Source organism: Paenibacillus sp. RC73, assembly GCF_044908085.1.
Classification (GTDB): Bacteria; Bacillota; Bacilli; order Paenibacillales; family Paenibacillaceae; genus Paenibacillus; species Paenibacillus terrae_A.
This window is the reverse complement of sequence record NZ_JBIYCV010000005.1, coordinates 1-18,862: the sequence shown is the minus strand read 5'-3', so window position 1 is coordinate 18,862 and position 18,862 is coordinate 1. Positions and strand designations below refer to the sequence as shown.

The 18,862-nt window shown below is 47.1% G+C and carries 14 protein-coding genes; 5 read left to right on the top strand and 9 right to left on the bottom strand.

The window, feature by feature from the left end; translation table 11 throughout:
* The first annotated feature begins 120 nt into the window (after nt 1–120).
* Nucleotides 121–1,299, top strand: a complete 1,179-nt coding sequence (locus ABH897_RS13305) for a M20 family metallopeptidase (protein WP_404592170.1) — start codon at nt 121–123, stop codon at nt 1,297–1,299.
* Between the two features lie 57 nt (nt 1,300–1,356).
* Nucleotides 1,357–2,430: a glycine-rich domain-containing protein gene (locus ABH897_RS13300; RefSeq protein WP_404592168.1), complete on the top strand. Its 1,074-nt coding sequence runs from the start codon at nt 1,357–1,359 to the stop codon at nt 2,428–2,430.
* 112 nt (nt 2,431–2,542) lie between these two features.
* Here ABH897_RS13300 and glgA read toward each other — a convergent pair whose 3' ends face one another.
* Together glgA and glgB are read right to left on the bottom strand one after the other, a co-directional pair.
* The gene (gene glgA / locus ABH897_RS13295) at nt 2,543–3,985 is read right to left on the bottom strand and encodes a glycogen synthase GlgA (protein ID WP_404520182.1); all 1,443 of its coding nucleotides are present in this window, start codon (nt 3,983–3,985) and stop codon (nt 2,543–2,545) included.
* 53 nt (nt 3,986–4,038) lie between these two features.
* Nucleotides 4,039–5,961: a 1,4-alpha-glucan branching protein GlgB gene (glgB, locus tag ABH897_RS13290; protein WP_283652071.1), complete on the bottom strand. Its 1,923-nt coding sequence runs from the start codon at nt 5,959–5,961 to the stop codon at nt 4,039–4,041.
* 238 nt (nt 5,962–6,199) lie between these two features.
* Between glgB and ABH897_RS13285 the strand changes: the two genes are divergently transcribed.
* Nucleotides 6,200–7,426: a glucose-1-phosphate adenylyltransferase gene (locus ABH897_RS13285; RefSeq protein WP_283652072.1), complete on the top strand. Its 1,227-nt coding sequence runs from the start codon at nt 6,200–6,202 to the stop codon at nt 7,424–7,426.
* A gap of 97 nt (nt 7,427–7,523) precedes the next feature.
* Here the strand turns inward: ABH897_RS13285 and ABH897_RS13280 are convergent, their stop codons facing one another.
* From ABH897_RS13280 to ABH897_RS13260, 5 genes are all read right to left on the bottom strand, one after another.
* Nucleotides 7,524–8,948, bottom strand: coding sequence for a HAMP domain-containing sensor histidine kinase (locus tag ABH897_RS13280; protein WP_283656274.1), 1,425 nt, complete (start codon nt 8,946–8,948; stop codon nt 7,524–7,526).
* Complete coding sequence (locus tag ABH897_RS13275; protein ID WP_014281511.1) at nt 8,945–9,643, bottom strand: response regulator transcription factor; 699 nt, start codon at nt 9,641–9,643, stop codon at nt 8,945–8,947. Before ABH897_RS13275 ends, ABH897_RS13280 begins: the two co-directional genes overlap by 4 nt.
* A 1-nt stretch (nt 9,644) precedes the next feature.
* Entirely contained in the window at nt 9,645–10,979 is a 1,335-nt protein-coding gene (locus ABH897_RS13270) for a hypothetical protein (protein WP_404520183.1), read from the bottom strand.
* Entirely contained in the window at nt 10,976–11,701 is a 726-nt protein-coding gene (locus ABH897_RS13265) for a phosphonate ABC transporter ATP-binding protein (protein WP_283652073.1), read from the bottom strand. Before ABH897_RS13265 ends, ABH897_RS13270 begins: the two co-directional genes overlap by 4 nt.
* 82 nt (nt 11,702–11,783) lie before the next feature.
* Entirely contained in the window at nt 11,784–12,941 is a 1,158-nt protein-coding gene (locus ABH897_RS13260; RefSeq protein ID WP_283656276.1) for an MFS transporter, read from the bottom strand.
* Nucleotides 12,942–13,382: 441 nt separating this feature from the next.
* Here ABH897_RS13260 and ABH897_RS13255 point away from each other — a divergent pair, with 441 nt between their 5' ends.
* Nucleotides 13,383–14,300 (top strand): ArsR family transcriptional regulator, encoded by a 918-nt coding sequence (locus ABH897_RS13255; RefSeq protein ID WP_404580400.1) that lies wholly within the window; start codon nt 13,383–13,385, stop codon nt 14,298–14,300.
* Between the two features lie 65 nt (nt 14,301–14,365).
* Complete coding sequence (locus ABH897_RS13250; RefSeq protein ID WP_283652074.1) at nt 14,366–15,130, top strand: HAD family hydrolase; 765 nt, start codon at nt 14,366–14,368, stop codon at nt 15,128–15,130.
* Nucleotides 15,131–15,307: 177 nt separating this feature from the next.
* Here the strand turns inward: ABH897_RS13250 and ABH897_RS13245 are convergent, their stop codons facing one another.
* Together ABH897_RS13245 and ABH897_RS13240 are read right to left on the bottom strand one after the other, a co-directional pair.
* Nucleotides 15,308–16,615: a hypothetical protein gene (locus ABH897_RS13245; RefSeq protein ID WP_404580401.1), complete on the bottom strand. Its 1,308-nt coding sequence runs from the start codon at nt 16,613–16,615 to the stop codon at nt 15,308–15,310.
* Between the two features lie 27 nt (nt 16,616–16,642).
* On the bottom strand, nt 16,643–18,862 hold a 2,220-nt coding region (locus ABH897_RS13240), incomplete at its 5' end, for an SDR family oxidoreductase (protein WP_404592166.1).

The following is an 18,862-nucleotide window of genomic DNA, read 5'->3' as shown; positions in this document are numbered from 1 at the left end:
TAATAAATAAGATTGTGTCATTATAAATGAATATGCATGATTATGCAATGAATGTTATAGTACAATTTCAGCATACCTGACGTAATACCTACATTACAGCTTTTACAAAGGAGTTTTTCCATGAATAACAAAAATACGATCCAACGTACCATTGAGGAGCATGCCCAACGTTTTAAGGACATTTCTTTATATATTGGCGCAAACCCGGAGCTGGGGAATGAGGAATTTTTGGCGGCTGCCCGTCTAAAAGAGGAATTGGCTTTTCACGAATTTGAAGTTCAGGCCCCTGTACTGGGTATCGAAACGGCTTTCATTGCGACTTATAAAGCAGCCAAACCCGGTCCGGTCATTGCTTTTCTGGCAGAATATGACGCCCTGAAAGGTCTGGGACACGCATGCGGACACCATTTGATCTGTATGATGAGCACAGGAGCGGCTGTCGGTCTCAAATCGGTCATTGACGAGATCGGTGGAGAAGTACGAGTATACGGCACACCTGCCGAGGAAACACGCGGAGCCAAGGTTCCCATGGCGGCTGCCGGGTTATTTGATGATTGCGATATAGCGCTCATGACGCATCCTTATTACCGTTATGAAAAATCGGGCAAATCGCTGGCGATTGATGCCGTACAATTCGAATTCTTTGGGCAATCCGCTCACGCCGCTGCCAGTCCCCACGAAGGTATTAACGCGCTGGACGCGGTGATTCAAACGTTCAACGGCATTAATGCGTTCCGCCAGCAGGTGAAGAGTACGGTACGTATTCACGGCATTATTAATCAAGGAGGCCAGGTAGCGAACATCATTCCTGATTATGCCTCTGCCCAATTTTATGTACGGGCTGCTACACGGCATGAACTGAATTCATTGACTCGCCGCGTTATTCAAATTGCCAAAGGAGCGGCCTTACAAGCCGGGTGTCGTCTGAAAACCTCAAATTATGAGACGTCTTATGATGAAATGGTGACCAATCGTGCGCTTTCCGATGCCTTTATCGCAAACCTGGTGCTGACAGGCATTCCGCAGGAGGACATCACGGAGGGCGAAGATCACGGCTCCATGGATATTGGAAATGTGTCGTTGCACTGTCCCGCCATTCATCCGTACATTCAAGTTATTGACGAGAAGCATACCTTGCATACACCTGAATTCCGCGATTTGGCGATGCAGGACCGGGCGCTGGAAGGAATGTTGTTAGCCGCCAGAACTTTGGCCTGGACCGCATGTGATGTAATCACGAATCCTGAGTTGCTGACACAGATTAAGGAAGAATTCGCTCTGCTGAAAAGCAAAATTTAAATTTTTAATTTCGCCAAATTTTTAATTTCGTCTTCTTTCCAGAAAGGAGCAGTCATTATGAATCATATGAGCAGCTTTTGGGCGTTGTTTATTGTGGTCGACATCATTATTTTGTGGTTCTTTTTTCGAGCATTATACCGAAGGAACAGGGAAAATCGAAAGACACGCCGCCGTAATGCATTTTTCCTTAGCTCCCCGTCTCCCTCTTCCCTTGAACAGGGGCGGCATAAGGAGATTATAGAACTCATGCAGCTTCTGGAACGATCTATTCCAGCCTCCTACGCTCATAGTGTAAGGCGGCGTGTGATGGATTCTCATCCTCACCTGACGGAACAGGAATACGATTGGCGCTGGAATGAGCTCAAACGCTATTTTATGCTATGTGCAATTATGAACCGAGTGCCAATGTTCAGTCCAGATGTGGATGAACTGTGGCACGAAATGCTGATGTTTACGCGGGAATACCAGCAATTCTCGGAAGCCTTCTTTGGTCGCATGCTGCACCACGCCCCTCACGCTGGCTCACAGCCGGTGCCAGATGAACGGGCATGGTTCGACTGGCTGTATGTGGAATGCTTTGGCTGGAACCGCTATAGTGCGAGCTTATGGGGGACTTTTTTCAATCATCCATTACCGAATAACGAGCTTGCACACTATTACAAGCTGACAGCTTCCGGGCAGCCAGCAGGCGACCGTTGGAATATGCAGGAGGGCATCGGCATCTCTCAGCAGGCACAGCAAGCGGTTCAGAGGATTATGGACCATCTGCGTAATCGGGTGAATGAAGCAGTGGATGATCCAGATGGCAAGCGGCTGCCGAAGGTCAACTATTTGCAAATAGATTATCTGCTGCTGGCCGTCGTATGGTATTCCTGGTATCAACCCCATCAGTTTGCGTTGCACATGCATCCTGATGCTACAGGAAGTGCGGCATTAGCAAGCTCATCAGGCTGTAGTTCAGCAAGTGGTTGCTCGAACTGGGATACGAACCACTCGCATCCTCACTCTTCCCACGATAGCTCCTATGATGGAGGCTCATCTCACCACGATTCAGGTGATTCCGGCGGCAGCCATTCCTCGTGCAGCAGTTCCTCATGCGGAAGCAGCTGTGGTGGAGGCGGAGGCGACTGATCACAGCAAAAAGGGCATTCCTCAGCCATTATTGGCTTCTGAGGGATGTCCTTTTTCCATTGTACTATGTCAGTTCTACCTTGTTCAGACACTCCTGCTTGGTCGACTTAGTTCATTCGTTCCCTGTCAGTGAACGATAAATATCCAGATACGCTCCCGCCGACACATCCCAGCTGTACTCTCCTGCAAAAGCAGTGTGCGTAAGCTTGGACCAATGCTCAGGCTGGCGATAAAAATCAACCGCACGACGAATCGTATGCAGCATATCATGCGCATTGTAATTTTTGAAGCTAAAGCCGTTCCCTTCGCTTGTAGACTCGTTGTAAGCATGTACGGTATCGTTCAGACCACCCGTTTCCCGCACAATCGGGATGCTTCCATAGCGAAGCGCTAGCAACTGGCTGATCCCGCAAGGCTCAAACCTCGACGGCATAAGGTATATATCGCTTGCAGCATAAATTTTACGGGACAAAGGTTCACTAAAAGCGAGCTGCGCCGACATTTTCAAGGGATAACGTCCAGCCGCTTCCCGGAACCAGTGCTCAAAGGCTGGATCTCCCGTGCCCAGCACAACAAACTGAATATCATCATAATACATGATCTCATCAAGCACCCTGGTTACCAGGTTCAGTCCCTTCATATCCACAAGTCGGGTTACCATCGCAATTAAAGGCACATCCGGTCGTACCGGCAAACCCAGCTCCTTTTGCAGACCTATTTTGTTTTCCTTTTTCTTGACCAGACTGGTGCGGTACTTCGTATAAATACGATTGTCCGTAGCAGGATTGTAGCTTTTGGTATCAATTCCGTTCACTATACCCGACAAACGCCCCTGCTCTCCCAGCTTACGCAGCAGCCCTTCCAGCCCGTAGCCGTAAAATTCTGTCTGAATCTCCTCTGCATAGGTAGGACTTACTGTGGTGACATGATCCGAGTAGGTCAGCCCACCCTTCATAAAATTCAGTCTGCCATGATACTCCACACCCTCAGGGGTAAAATAGCTACTGTCGAGATTCAGCAGTTCCGTTAAGACCTCATATGGAAAATCCCCCTGATACAGCAGGTTATGTATCGTAAACACCGTGCGAATATCACTGTAAAAGGGCAAATGACGGTAATTGGCATTCAATAGCAACGGCACCATCGCGGTATGCCAGTCATGACAATGCAAAATATCAGGCTGAAAATTCAAATCAGGCAGTACTTCCAAAATCGCCCGGTTGAAAAAGGAAAAACGCTCGCCATCATCCATATAGCCGTAAATTCCGTCACGACCAAAGTAATATTCATTATCTATAAAATAAACCTTGATCCCGTCCAGCGTCAGTTCCTCTACTCCACAATACTGATCACGCCAGCCTACGGCGACATGCTTGACTGTTACCGGACGCAGAGACTCCTTATAAGTATCGGGAATCCCCGCATATTTAGGCAAGATGATTCGGACGTCGCACCCCGCCTGACGAAGTGCCTTCGGCAGTGCACCAATGACATCCGCCAACCCGCCTGTTTTAATAAATGGATGTGCTTCTGCTGCCGCAAATAAAATGTTCATATGTGCTTCCTCCTTATGACCTCAACCCTATTTTAAACCAGTTGTAACATGGATTAATCTGCTTTTTTAGCTTTTCGGGGCGCTTTCTTCAGTATAACGACACTCAGCGGCGGAATGGTCAGCTCCAAGCTATGGAGTTGTCCGTGGCAAGGGATCTTGGCTGTGCGCAACACTTCGGTGTTCAACTGGCCACTACCGCCAAAGTCCGAATGATCGCTGTTCAGCAGTTCAATATAGCTCCCCGCCTTTTCCAGACCAATTCGGTAGTTATCTCTTGACACAGGCTGAAAGTTAATAAGCACGACCAGTGTATCTCCCGGCTTTTTCCCTTTACGCAAATACGTAATTACGCTCTGTCCACGGTCCTCCGCCTCAATCCACTGATAGCCATCCCACGAATGGTCCAGCTCCCATAATGCTTTTTCCTGTATATACAAATGATTCAGCGCTTTCGTAAAAGCGTGCAGCGAACGGTGACTGTCATAATCCAGCAGAAACCAGTCAAGCTGCTCCTGATCCTTCCATTCGATGAATTGGCCGAATTCCCCTCCCATAAATAACAGCTTTTTGCCCGGTGAGGTAATTTGGTAACCAAGAAGCGCTCGAAGTCCGGCAAATTTTTGCTCATAGCTACCCGGCATTTTATCAAGCAGCGACTTTTTACCATGAACGACCTCATCGTGCGACAACGGCAGTGTAAAATTCTCGCTGTATGCATAGGCTATGGGGAACGTCAGCAAATTATGGCGCTCAGGCCTCTGATCGAAATCCGTTTCAATATAATCAAGCGTATCGTTCATCCAGCCCATATTCCATTTGTAATTAAAGCCGAGTCCTCCATCGCTTACCGGGGAGGTAACCATCGGCCAGGCACTGGACTCCTCTGCCATCATCAGCGCATACGGATAATAGCGGAATACGGTCTCATTCAGTTGTTGAAGGAAGGCAATAGCCTCCTCATTTTCAATGCCTCCCTTGGAATTAAAACGATATTGACCGTCCTGCTTTTCAAAATCCAGCCGCAGCATACTCGTCACAGCATCTACACGCAGGCCGTCAATGTGGTACACATCCATCCAGAACAGCGCATTGGATATAAGGAAAGAACGCACCTCCGGCTTGCTGTAATCGAACGTCAGCGTCCCCCAACCGGGCTTTTCTGCAATCAGCGGATCCTCGTATTCGAACAGAGGCGATCCATCAAACAGTCTCAAACCATGAGCATCCTTGGCAAAATGAGCCGGAACCCAATCCATAAGCACCCCAATGCTTGCCTGATGACAACGATCCACCAAATACATAAAATCATGCGGTTCCCCATAACGGCTTGTCAGTGCAAAATATCCGGTGAGCTGGTATCCCCAGGAAAGATCATACGGATGCTCACTGAGTGGCATAAGCTCAATATGCGTGTAACCCATTTCCGTTACATAGGGCACAAGAAGCTCAGCCATTTCCCTGTATGTATAAAACGTACCGTCTTCTTTTTGTTTCCAGGTGCCCAAATGTAGCTCATATATATGAAGAGGCTTTCCATAAGGCTCTCTCCGTTTACGCCGCCAAGCCGCGTCGTTCCAAACATAACCCTCCAGTGAAGCGACCACGGAAGCCGTTGCCGGTCTTAATTCTGCGCGTACCGCGTAAGGGTCTGCTTTTAGAAAACGTTCACCGTTTGCACCCGTAATATCATATTTGTAAAAAGTTCCTTGGGATATACCCGAAAAAAAACGACTCCAAAAGCCAGATTCGGGAACTCTATATAAGGAATCCTGTTCCCCATTCCAGTTGTTACGATCTGTAGCAAGCCCGACATGGAGAGCATGAGGAGCCCAGACCGTAAAACGGACGCCCTGTTCTCCGTTCTCCACAGTAAGGCGGGAACCCAAAGATCGGTAGCTGTGATAAAGCGTTCCTTCGTGAAACAAATAAATATCTTCCGGCGATACAGCCTGTTGCGGGAGAGTTTGGTCTGTCATCACGTCACCACCTTTATATGTTTGTTTCGTACAAAATGTATGATTCGGAAATGCATTTACTTTCCGGTCAAAGCTGACTTGAGTTATTACCCCATTCTAGCCACAATGAACAGAAAAATGACTATGAAAAAAATAAACCTTAAATTTTGGGGGATCTTACACACCTGATGGTTTCAAGAGCACCCCATACCGTTTATGTATGTACTACAACAGACAACTAAACCGGGAGGGAAAGGAAATGTTTAATAAAGAATGCATTGCCATGCTGCTGGCAGGCGGAGAGGGACGCCGTCTTGCTCCCCTTACTTCAACGATTGCAAAACCCGCCGTACCCTTTGGCGGTCATTACCGAATTATCGATTTTCCTCTCAGCAACTGTGTTAATTCAGACATCGATACTGTAGGTGTGCTGACGCAATATGAGGCGGAATCCTTGCACGAGCATATTGGAGATGGGACTCCCTGGGGTCTTACCAAAACGAACGACAAGGGAGTTACCTTACTTCCATCTTATAATACAGACAACGCTGAATATTTGGGAACGGCAGACGCCATTCATAAAAATATCGAATATATAGACAGTCAAAACCCGGAACACGTGCTTATTTTATCCGGTGATCATATTTACTATATGAATTATCGTGAAATGCTGAACTATCATAAGGAAAAAGTTGCTGCGGCTACGATTTCCGTTATGGAAGTACCTTGGGATGAAGCCCACCGCTTTGGCGTCATGAGTGCCGATGAGGAGCTGCGTGTCACCGAATTTGCTGAAAAGCCGGAGAAACCTGAAAGTAATCTGGCCTCTATGGGGATTTACCTGTTTAAGTGGGATTATTTAAGAAAGTATTTGGTGGAGGACGCCGAGGATGAGCAATCCAGCCATGATTTCGGTAAAGACATCATTCCTAAAATGCTGACGGATCAAGAATCCTTGTATGTTTACGAATTTCAAGGCTACTGGAAGGACGTAGGTACCGTTAAAAGCTTGTGGGATTCACATATGGATCTGCTGCAGGAGGATTGCGCTATTGACCTGCAACGGACAGACTGGCCTATGTATACGCGTGAACGCCGTACAAGGTTGAGCGCACATAAGCTATCTAACCGCAAAACGGAGCCATTGGACAGCCTCCTGCATGATTCTTGCCAAGTAGAAGGTCAAATTGAACGTTCCGTCGTATTTAGCGGTGTCGAGGTAGGTAAAGGCTCGGCTATTAAGGAAAGTATCGTTATGCCTGACACCCGTATCGGTCGTAATGTGCATATTGAGCACGCAATTATCGGTGAAGGTGCTGTAATTCGTGACGGTGCAGTCATCAAGGGCAACCCGAGTGAAATTATGGTTATCGGGCCGAATGAAACGGTATTCGGTAAAATGGCGGTACGCCCACAAACAGCCCGCATGTTGAAAGAAGCTTATGAGCGCAACACACGCCTGCGCGCTGAAGGTTTTACTTCATAATGGAACGAAATATGTCAAACAGCCAGCCCTTCACTATAATGAGGACTGGCTGTTTTTCTAATTTACATCTATTTAAAACTAACTTTCGGTTACATAACTAGCCTTCAGTGAGTTGCGGTGGCTCTACGGGTTGCTCGGCTTGCAAAGCAGGCAATGAAACTGTAATCGTGGTGCCTGCTCCCAATTCACTCTTGATGAGCATTTGCCCTTGATGGCGCTCCACAAACTGCTGCGAGATTGCCAGTCCCAAGCCCGTACCACCATTCTGATGGTCTACCTGGAAGAATCGTTCTCTTACTCTCGCAAGATTCTCCGCGCTAATCCCGATTCCTGTGTCTTGCACAGACACCTCGATGTTGTCCCCGATCTTTTGCAGTGACAGAAAAATAATAGAACTTTCATGCGAGAACTTGATGGCATTGTCCGCAATGTTTAAAAACACCTGTTTCAGACGGTTGCCGTCTCCATGAACCAGATATGCCGTTTCCTCCGAGTCCAGCTGAAGTTTAATTTGCTTCATTTCCGCTTTGGCCCATACGTTCAGCATAATCTCCTGCAAAAGCTCGCGCAGATCAACCGTTCCCATGACAAGCTTCATTGCGTCTTGTTCCAGCTTGGAGAAATCAAGAATCTCCTCGACCAAACCAATCAGCCTATCCGTCTCCTTGGAAATAATCTGCATCCCGATCTTCGTCTCCTCTGGATCATAGCCGCCGGAATTTAGCGTTTCACTCCATCCCTTAATAGAAGTCAGCGGCGTACGCAGCTCATGGGAAATGGACGAGATAAAATCATCCTTGATTTGATTCGTTCTAGCAATTTCCTGGGCCATGTAGTTTAGTGTCGAAGCCAGCTCACCCAACTCAAAGCGATAATCTCCTTTAATTCGTGCATCAAATCGCCCTTGCGCCATCTGAGCTGATACATCACGGATATTATTAATCGGCCTAACGATGGAATTAGCGAGTCCTGTACTGACCACGAATACAATAACCAGTACAGCTACCATGATGCCCACGGAGAAGAGCGTAATGGTAAATAGCTTGTCGTTGACCTTTTCCAGCGAGGTCGTATACCGAACAATATACACCTGATCTCCGACGATATTATCCAGTTTTTTGGATACCGCCATAACTTGCTGACCCGTACCAGGTTGCTTCCCAATCCAGCTCCCCGTATCCCCCGCTAATGCTTGCGTCACATCACTGGTTTGTACACTTGTTTCTGCCGCAAAGTTCGTGGAATTATCTATTACATTCCCCTTCTCATCGAGCAATTGCAGTTCCGTATCCCCTAATGAAAAAGTATTAAGCAGATACGACTGTAAAGACTGTCCCGGCTCCTTGAATTTGGGTGCAAACTCACTTACCGATTGGATGCGACTTTCCACGTGCTTATAAATCGTGTCGTAATAGTATGCACGGATTACAATCATGAAAATGACTTCTACCAACAGAAGCGCCAAGAACACCACAAAAAAATAGTGAAGCACAATCTGTCTGCCAATCCCTTTTTTGATCATTGAGCCTGACCTTTCCATTTATACCCATGCCCCCATACCGTTTGCAAAAAGGCAGGTTCGGAAGGATTGTTTTCAATTTTTTGCCGCAACCGCCGGATGTTCACATCCACGATTTTGGGATCGCCCATATATTCCTTGCCCCACACGTGGTCAAGCAAAACATCCCGGCTAAGCGGTGTATTTTCTTTTTCCAGAAAAAATTGAATCAGGGAAAACTCTGTTGGCGTCAGCTCAATCAACTGCCCGTTTTTCTTAAATTGCTTGGCAATCAGATCCAGCGTGAACGGACCAGACTGGAAGGATACTTTAGCCGCTGTCTCGCGGTGTACATTCACCCTACGCAGCAGCGACTGAATACGGGCAATGAGCTCCGTCGGGCTGAAGGGCTTGCTCACATGATCATCAGCCCCTACAGACAAGGCATACACCTTATCCTGCTCCTGTACCTTCGCCGTGAGAAAGATAATACCAATTCGCTCATTCGTTTCCCGAATTCTTCGACAGACCTCGAAACCGTCCATACCGGGCACCATTACGTCGAGCAACGCGATATCAATATCCCGCACCGTGTTCAAAATATTAAGAGCCTCATGCCCATCCGCTGCCTCCAGCACCTCGAAACCGTTTCGTTTCAAGTTTATGACGATAAAGCTGCGAATGGATTCCTCGTCTTCCATGATCAAAACTTTACTCACTCTATTCTACCTGCCTTTCCCCCAACTTGTTTTTAATGGTTTTACGTGGTTCCAGCTCACTGGATCGCTTGATACCAATCACCTGTGCATTGGTTCGCCATAGCTGGCTATATCCTTCATTGTTTCGCTCCCATTGCGACAATGAGAAATATTTAATTTCTGCAATCGTTTTGTCTGTATTGTCCAAAATGAACCGCAAATAGCTGTCCTTCTTTGATGCTTTCGGATCAATAGTCACTTTGCCATGCAGTTCCTTTGGCAGCCTGAAATAGACCTGATCATTGGAATCACGATACTGCTGCTGCTTGAAAATCGTTCCCTTGGCCCCATCCCACTGATAGAACGAAACAAAATACGGAACCTCATCCAGTGGCCTGTTGGACCAGCCTTTCGGCTTCTCCAAATTGCCAAATTCCAGAATGCCATCACCATCTACATCACCGCTAGTAATGGTAGCATCCTTAAAGGTCACATCCATAAGATCAAGCTTTTTGAGCTTGCCGTGGTCCATCACAATAACATTGGACACCGTAGTCGTCTGAGCAATCTTGGTATCAATAATGATCCCCTGCCTACCCTCGGCTACCTTACCAGCGACCACATTGTAGATACTAAGCGCCTGACTGTCCAAATCCAGCGATCCGATTTCCTTAAAGGTTCCCCCGCTGAATTGGAATGTTTTGACGGTGAAAAATTCATTACGACGCAGCAGGATAATCGTCAAGTCATTCAAATTGTCCCCGTTCAGGTCCATCTTGTTATGATTAAAATCGTCTACGACGAAGTCCGTATAACCTGTAGCATATATTTTCTCCAAAGTTCCTCCGGTATAGGAATACACGATAAGTCCCTTCTGATCGCCACCATCACTGCTATCCCCGCTGGAAAAGCCCGCTACAATATCGAGCGTGCCATCATTCGTTACGTCGACCAGCTTGAACGATTCCAGCACAGTACCTTCCCCGTCAAACGTCAGCTTCTTTACCCACGTTCCGTTTTGATCCTCGAACAAGGCCCCGTGTATTTTCACACTTTCATCTGGTGTCTCGTAAAAAAGCACTGCTTCGTCCGTACCATCATTGTTCAGATCCCCCGTCCGGATGGGCGTGGGGTCATCGGGGTCATTGGGTCGCAGAGGCTGTACCATTCCAAGCTGAGTAACCACTGCACCATTCAACTGCTGTTTCTCATCAGACATCATCGGTGCCTGCATCAGCGAAATTGGATCGCTAATGACATTACAGCCGCTTAAAAATCCAACAAGAAGCAGTGATGCGCAGCAGCCGGTTAACATTCTCAACAACATCATTTTCACTTCTCTTGCCGTCCCCTTCACAATTTGTTCTTTTCCACCTGTGTCAGTCGTCTGCCCTGAATATCAAATACGAGTTCGCCGCCGTTCAATCCCCATATACGGGAAGCAAAGCGTTCAGCCATCTCCAGCGGCAATACGGTGATTACCGTCACCCGTTCGTCAGAGCAAAGCTTGCGGAAGGTATCCATCACATGAGCTGCTGAAGTGGGGTCAAGTCCATTTACAGGCTCATCAGCCAAAATGACCTTGGCCCCGTGAACGAGCGCACGCGCAGTCGCTACCCGTTGCCGCTCACCACCGCTAAGTTTGTCGCATTTGTCATGCGCCTTATCCAGCAGACCCAGATCCTCCAATACGTCCATTGCTCCCATATAATCGTCAGAACGCACCATCCCGGTCACCATTCTCCATAATGGAGTCTGACCCGATCTGCCGATCAGCACATTTTTGAGAGCGGTCCGATTCATATTTAAATGCGGATTTTGCTCCAGATATGCCCATTCCCGCTTTATTTTCATTTTGTTCGTCCATCCGGATTTCAGCACATCCTGGCCGTCCACTATCAGACTGCCTTCCTCCCATGGCTCCTGCAAAGCAAGACAGCGCAGCAGCGTCGTTTTGCCGCTTCCGCTCGGTCCCACTACGGCAATCAGTTCGCCCGGGTGAATTTCAGCATCAATCCCCCGAAGTAACAAGGTCCGTTCAGGCCCTACTTGCTTGGTCAGCTTCTGTATTCTAATCATCTTTGTGATTCCCCTTTGCCCGCCATCAATACTGTCTATAGTTTATAGTAAATGTAAAACAAATACCATGCAAACCGTAGTTTTATGCTGTCGATATTGTTTTTCGGAAGAACAATCCCAACAACCCGAAAATGACGTAGCTGCCTCCAAGAACCAGAAACATGCTGCCTTGGGTTCCATAGTCCAGTAGCGCCCCGCTAATGTTAGGTCCGATCACACTTCCCAGATTAAAATGAAAGGATGCCAGCACATTGGCGGCGGCCAATAATGATTTGGGCAGCAGATCGGCCGCATAAGCCAGCCCCAAGGAGAAAAAGGAGCCTACCAAACCACCCGCCACCGCCAATAATACCAGTGTCAGCATAAAATGATTGCCGCTCCATGGCATCAACATAAAGATCAATCCACCCGTTATGCCTACGCTTATAAGCACCTTTTTACGGCCCCAACGATCACTCCATATACCTAGCGGCAACTGGAGAACTAATCCGCCCAAGCTGACAAAGGGGAGTAGCGCGGCAATCTCATCCGTATGAAAGCCAATGCGCAGGCCATATACCGGAAAGTTGCTGTTCAGGCTGGCTTCCATATAACCGTACAAAAATGCAGGCAGCAGCGCGTACCATGCCCAGCTATAGCTGCGCCGGAATCTTTGTGCTGGGCGCGCCTCTCTTTCCAGCTTTTCCGGTCTGGAATCCGGAAGCTTCATGAGCACCAGCACCAGAACGAGCAAGCACAACAAAGCCAGCGCTGCAAACGGAACCAGCATTCCATAATCAAGCAACCACAATCCAAGCGGACCCAGTGCAAACCCCAGCCCATAGGACATGCCGTAAAAAGAAATGTTACGCCCACGATTCTCTGCCGGAGTCACTAGCAGTATCCACAGTTGGGCGGAATAATGCAGTGCACTGTCTCCGATTCCGACCAGCAGTCGCAATACGAACCACACTCGGATATCTGGAACTAGCGGGAACAGTAGTAGCGTAAAGAGCACAAGCACAAGTCCTCCGGCCATCAGCTTTTTGAAGCCCAACCATCCCAATGTCCGTTCAGCCACCAGCGTCATAGCAAATGAACCAATATACAAAGCAGCGGCATTCATTCCATTCAGTGAAGAAGAAACACCCATCTGTTCCAGAGAGATGGACAAAATCGGCAACAGTAGCCCTTGACACAAACCGGCCACAACAATAACCATAATTAAAATAAAATAATGCAACCGCATTGACGACGACATCATGGTTCCTCCTGATATAACATATAAAAATAGCACTATCTTAAAATGAATGTTAAGGAATGATTTGCATTTGATTCCATAATCAATAGATATCCTTATTACCATATATAGCGGTCATGCAAACACAGCCAGAATACATGCAAATTTCGGTATTTTTAGTGCATAAAAGAAAAGATGAAAAAAATCGCCATCTGAGATGACGATTTTACGGAAAGTCTGTCTGATATGTAACCGACTCCGCATCGTTAGGGAGTCTTGTATGTTCAATCCGAACCCAATCACGTCACAGCGCACTATTTTATATTATAGTGGACAATGCCCAGCAGAACAAGCCATAATAAATAAGTGAGCAATTTCTAAATGCTCATGTTTTGCTTATGGACGGGCTTAATTACGTTCACCGCTCTGGGCTCGAAGACAGAATAGGAGGCATTTGATTCCATGAGTTATCAAATTAAAATAGACACTTCTCCAATTTACGAATTACTCGGCAGCTTTATGGCCTATGTAACCAAAAAATGGGTACATGACATGGACCTGGGCCATGAGTGGATCGATAAAGTGGATGCACGGCTACAAAACGAAGTTCACACCGAGCTGGCTACAGCGCAGGATTGCCCTTTTAGCGATTATGACGCGCTTTATGTTTGGGCTTTGCTTCGACCGGAATCGGATGAAATATCCGATTATATCGCTTATCTGGACCACGGCCCGGATGAAGATATGTTCGAGCTGATTGTTCCGCATGTTCCTTTTTTAACCTTTGAAGAATCTTTGCGCATTCGCAAGGTGTACGCCCCTCTCCTCAAATTATGGGACCGGGACTACTTCCGGGCAATGGAAAGCGAACTGCGTGTGCTGGCAGAGGAAGACGCTGCAGAAAAACGTATGCTTCTGAACAAAATGGAACCGGAAGCATTGGTTGAATACGCCACAGCCGGACTGATCGTGCCTCATATGGAAGATTTGGATACAGTTGTTCTGTTTCCAGTCGTCCATAACCGTCCGATCAATTCGTACTGTTTTTATACCCGTATGCTGCTGATCCAGTATCCGGTAGACGTTCCCGAAGAAAGCGAGGAAGAACCGCCTACACTCCTGCTTCGGCTGACTCGGGCGGTAAATGACCCGCAACGTCTGCGGATTCTGCGTTACGTGGCTCAAGGCCCTAAATCTCTCGAAGATATGCGTCATGATTTGAGCCGATTGGAAGACACGCTCATGTCTGATATGATGATTTTGCGAGTAGCTGGCCTGCTCCGTATCCATATTGGACGTTATCACAAAGAAAAATTCAGCATTCGCCCCGACGGAGCGGCTGATTTACAGGTATTTTTGGAATCCTATATCGGACTGTAATTTGAACTGTGCCCTCCGTTATAACCGAATATCGTTAAAGCATTGGCTTGGAAGGAGTATGCAACATGTCGTATCCGAAGCAGCACATATTATTCGATCTTGATGACACTTTGGTCCACTGCAACAAGTATTTCGATCTTATTCTCAACCACTTTTTCGATTTGCTTCAGGAATGGTTTGCAGCCCGTAACCTGACGAAAAATACAATTCGTGAAAAACAAATCGAAATTGATGTGGCTGGTGTTCATCAGGTGGGATTTGCCAGTGAGCATTTTCCACAGTCCTTGATTGATACGTACCACTTTTTCTCGGAGCAATTCGGACGCCGTACAGATCCTAGGGAAGAGCAGGAGCTTCGCTCGCTTGGCCGAAGTGTGTACGAGCAGGAAATTGAACCGTATCCCGGGATGGTCGAAACGTTAAACTCCCTCCAAAAAGCCGGGCATGCCCTGCACCTCTACACCGGCGGTGAGCAGGTCATTCAGGAAAAGAAGATTGAACAGATGAAGCTGGCTAACTATTTTGATGATCGCATCTACATTCGCCAGCATAAAAATGTCGAGGCACTGGAGGAAATTATTCAGATGAACCGCTTTGACCGAAGCATCACCTGGATGATTGGAAACTCCCTGCGCACCGATGTATCTCCCGCCCTTGCTGCAGGCATTCATGCCGTGTATCTCAAGCAGCCCAAGGAATGGGTTTACAACATGGTTGAGCTGCAAAAAAACGTTAACTCCGTGATGTATACGATACAGAAGCTAACAGAAGTACCCCGAGTGATACACGAAAGCATTCAATTGCATCAACAAAAAAGGACTCTCGGCTAGATTGCACCGGTTAATATCCCCTTCAAGTAGACACTCAAAAAAGTCCACATGGTATCATGAGGCTAGAGAGAACTTGGAGGGGATATTTTTTTACTTTTATAACTGCCAACGAGTTCAGTCAAATTCAAACAGCGCGCGTCGATTAAGTATCGGCACGCGCTGGCTGCTTAGTCTGTTTTATTTATCTACTTGACAGGGGGATAAATCATTCAACAATTGTTCCACGGATAAAATCCGGTCAAAAAGACCAAAGACTTCTTCCGAATCGTAAAGATTCTCCAATACGCTGACCTCCATCATTAAACGTCCCGAAAGCGTAGCCGTTGTGAGCAATAACGACTGGTTTTTGATGGAAAAATAGATGGTATCCACCCATTCCTCCATAATCGGATACGATATGACTCCCAGATTGGACAAGGTGATGGTAAAATTCCACAGGGGGAATCTTTCAGGCATTGTTTTCATAACCAATTCAAGACACTGTTGTTTATATTTCCGATATGAATTGGAAAACGAAGCAAAAAAGAGCGACAACGCATAGGGAACCCCCCTTTTGAACCATTTGAACGCAGATTTCACCTGTTTTTCCAAATTTCCAGCCCGGAAAAATTGCATTGGAAGGCTTGCGACGTAATTACCGTGCATAGTTTCCGGCGAGTAGTTATGCAGAAACTTCAAATCCATAGGCATGGAGACAAACACGCGTTGCTTGCAGGGAGCATGCTGCAGTAGTCCATCAGTCATTCGATAACAGATGTATTCGGTTAATGTCATTTTTAGGCTCCGGCATCGCCGTAAAATCTCACCAGTCTCCTCTTTGCTGAATCTATACGATTTTTTGACATAACCGCCGCCTTGCTCCGGCCTTCTGCCGTAACTCAAATCAACGGTTTCGCCAACGCCTGTCCCTTTTCCCCTAACCCTGGACATAAAACCTGCAACAAAAACCGGCATCCACATAAAAGCGGAAAATCTTCTTTTCATACGCAACAGCCTGTCTTTGGAGACGTCGCCCTTTGCCGCCTTATTTTCCGGCTCGGAATCTGGTTCGCCTGAGTAATATTCAAGCCATCTCTTGATCCAGAAAACCAAGCTCAGCCCATTAGCCACCGCATGGTTCATAGCAAATATCATTGTATATTCATTTATAGGGTAAATACGAAACGGAAGTCTGGCATTGGTCGGTCTATACTGAGCCAGTACCTCCTCTTCCGTAAAATATTGGGAAAGCTTCACCTTTTCAGCCTCCAGAAAATGTTCCAGCTCTTCCTGAGAAAAATGCCCCCATACAAACGTGTCTTTTTCGAATTGTTCCACCCTTTTGGCTTGCAGCAAAGGATTGTCCATGATGAGCGAGCGGTAGCTGGAAAACAATTTTTCAGCGTCGATTCTTCTTTTAAAAGTAACCGTTGCGATCATGCTGTTGGATAAAATATAATCTTCAGTTCCGAAAAAGTAAGTGCTTGCCAATTTAATCGCATCCATTTTTCCCCCTCCTTCCCTTCTATTCTTTTACATAAACCCTACTTTTTTGACATGATCCATCATCAGCTTCACTTTTTGACCGTCCAGCCTGGACCACTCAAACCCCAGCTCCTGCAAAATACCGTCAGTCTTCTTGTTCATCGTCATGAACAACGTTTTGCTTGCTCCCTCAAAGAAGACGTTGGAATGAACAAGAATCCGGGCAACCTCCTGCTCTGTCTCCGGTTCATCGTATTTTTCAAACATGTATTCGGTAAAATCCTCCACTGGCATCGGCTTTACATTTATATCCGCTTGCTTCAAAAGCTTGGCAAAAGCTATCATGCTAACCTGATGGCTGTTAAACAGATGATAGGTTTCGTTGATTAGATTTTTCCGGTCGAACAGGAGTACAACTGCCTTGGCCACCTCATCCACAAAGGAGAAGTTCATGGTTTTATCTTGAATTGCGGGTAATCGGCCAAGTTTGATCATCGATTTTACCAACGAATAAAATGCATTATCCGAAATATTTTCCTGGAAGATCCCCGAATTGGAATCAAACACGAGGTTCCCGACCCTGAACACATTGGAATCAAGCCCTTCTTCCCTTGCTCTTACAATCTCTTTCTCGGCTTCGAGCTTCGTCATCACATAATAGTTATCAGAGCTTTGCTCGACATTGCAATCATATTCAGTGAACATGATGCTGCTCTGGTCTTCTATCCAGCCACTACCTACGCTGGTGGTGGAAACGAAATTGTAGGTCTTTTTCTTCCCTGTGCCAGCAAATTTGATCAGTCTTTCGTTCCCTTCCACATTGACCGCCTGAAATTCCGAGTAATGCCCAAAATGCTTCACATTTGCCGCCGAGTTAATGATCGCATCAATGCTTCCGGCCAAATCCTCATAGCGCTCCCGGCTCAGTCCAAAGTAGTCCTGGGTTAAGTCTCCACAAAACACGCACACTCTGTCTTCCCAGGCCTTCTCCCCATCAAGCTCAAGGCCAAAATGGAACTTCAGCTTCGCCCACAGTCTTTCCAGCGCCTCATCGTCACTCGTTCCCCGAACAGGTACATACACCTTATATTCCGTATTTTGCAGCAATTGGAACAAAATATGGATTCCCAGATACCCTGTTCCTCCTACCAGCAGAACATTACGGTAGTCAGCCCGTTCAGAAAGATCGATGTTTTCATAACCCTGATTTTTCTTCCGGTATTCTTTGAGACTCTCGCGCATTTTCCAGACAACACCAGGTACGCCGTTTTCTCCGGAAGCTGCCACTTCCCGTAAGGCGTACACGAATTGTTTTAATCTGTCTTTGGAATACTTAATGTTATCCGCCAAGGCCCGAATCGTCGGATATTGAAAGATGTCGTTAATGCCCACTTCAAAATCCAGCGCCAGCCTCGAAACCACCTGAATCGCCTTGATCGAATTGCCACCCAGTCTAAAGAAATGCTCATCAATTCCGATCGACTCTATGCCGAGAATCTCCTGCCATACCTTCTGGATTTTCAAATCAACGTCATTTCTTGGGCTGCTGACTGTGTGGTCGCTTCCCTGCCATTCAGGCTCGGGCAATGCCTTCCTGTCAATTTTTCCGCTCGGAGTCATCGGCATGTCATCCAGCTGCATAAAGCTGGACGGCACCATATAATCAGGCAGCTCCTGCATAAGCTGTTCCCGCAGCTCTTCCACTCCCGGTTCGCCCTCTGCTGTAAAATACGCCGCCAGATATTTCTCGCCTTGCTTGTCTTCCCTCGCGATCACCGCTACCTCCCGGACAAGCGGATGCTTCATTAGCTGCGCTTCGATTTCACCCAGCTCAATGCGGAAGCCCCGAATTTTCACCTGATCGTCGATTCTTCCCAAAAATTCGATATTCCCGTCCGGCAGCCAACGCACCAGATCGCCTGTGCGGTACAGCTTCTCTCCAGCTTCGTAAGGATTCGCCACAAACTTCTCCGCCGTCAGCTCCGGCCGGTGCAGATATCCCCTGGCCAATCCGTCTCCCGCAATGCACATTTCCCCGGCTGCTCCCAGCGGTAGCAGCTTTTGATGTGTATCCATAATGTAAATTCGAGTATTGGCAATCGGTTTGCCAATCGGTACCGATGGATACCCCATATCCTCTTCCCGGTACGTCCACGCGGTTGCAATTACACTTGATTCGCTCGGACCATAGGCGTTCATATATTCCACGCTGTCCTTCCACCGCATAACCAGCTCTTTGGTAATCGCTGATCCGCCTGTCACCAGTTT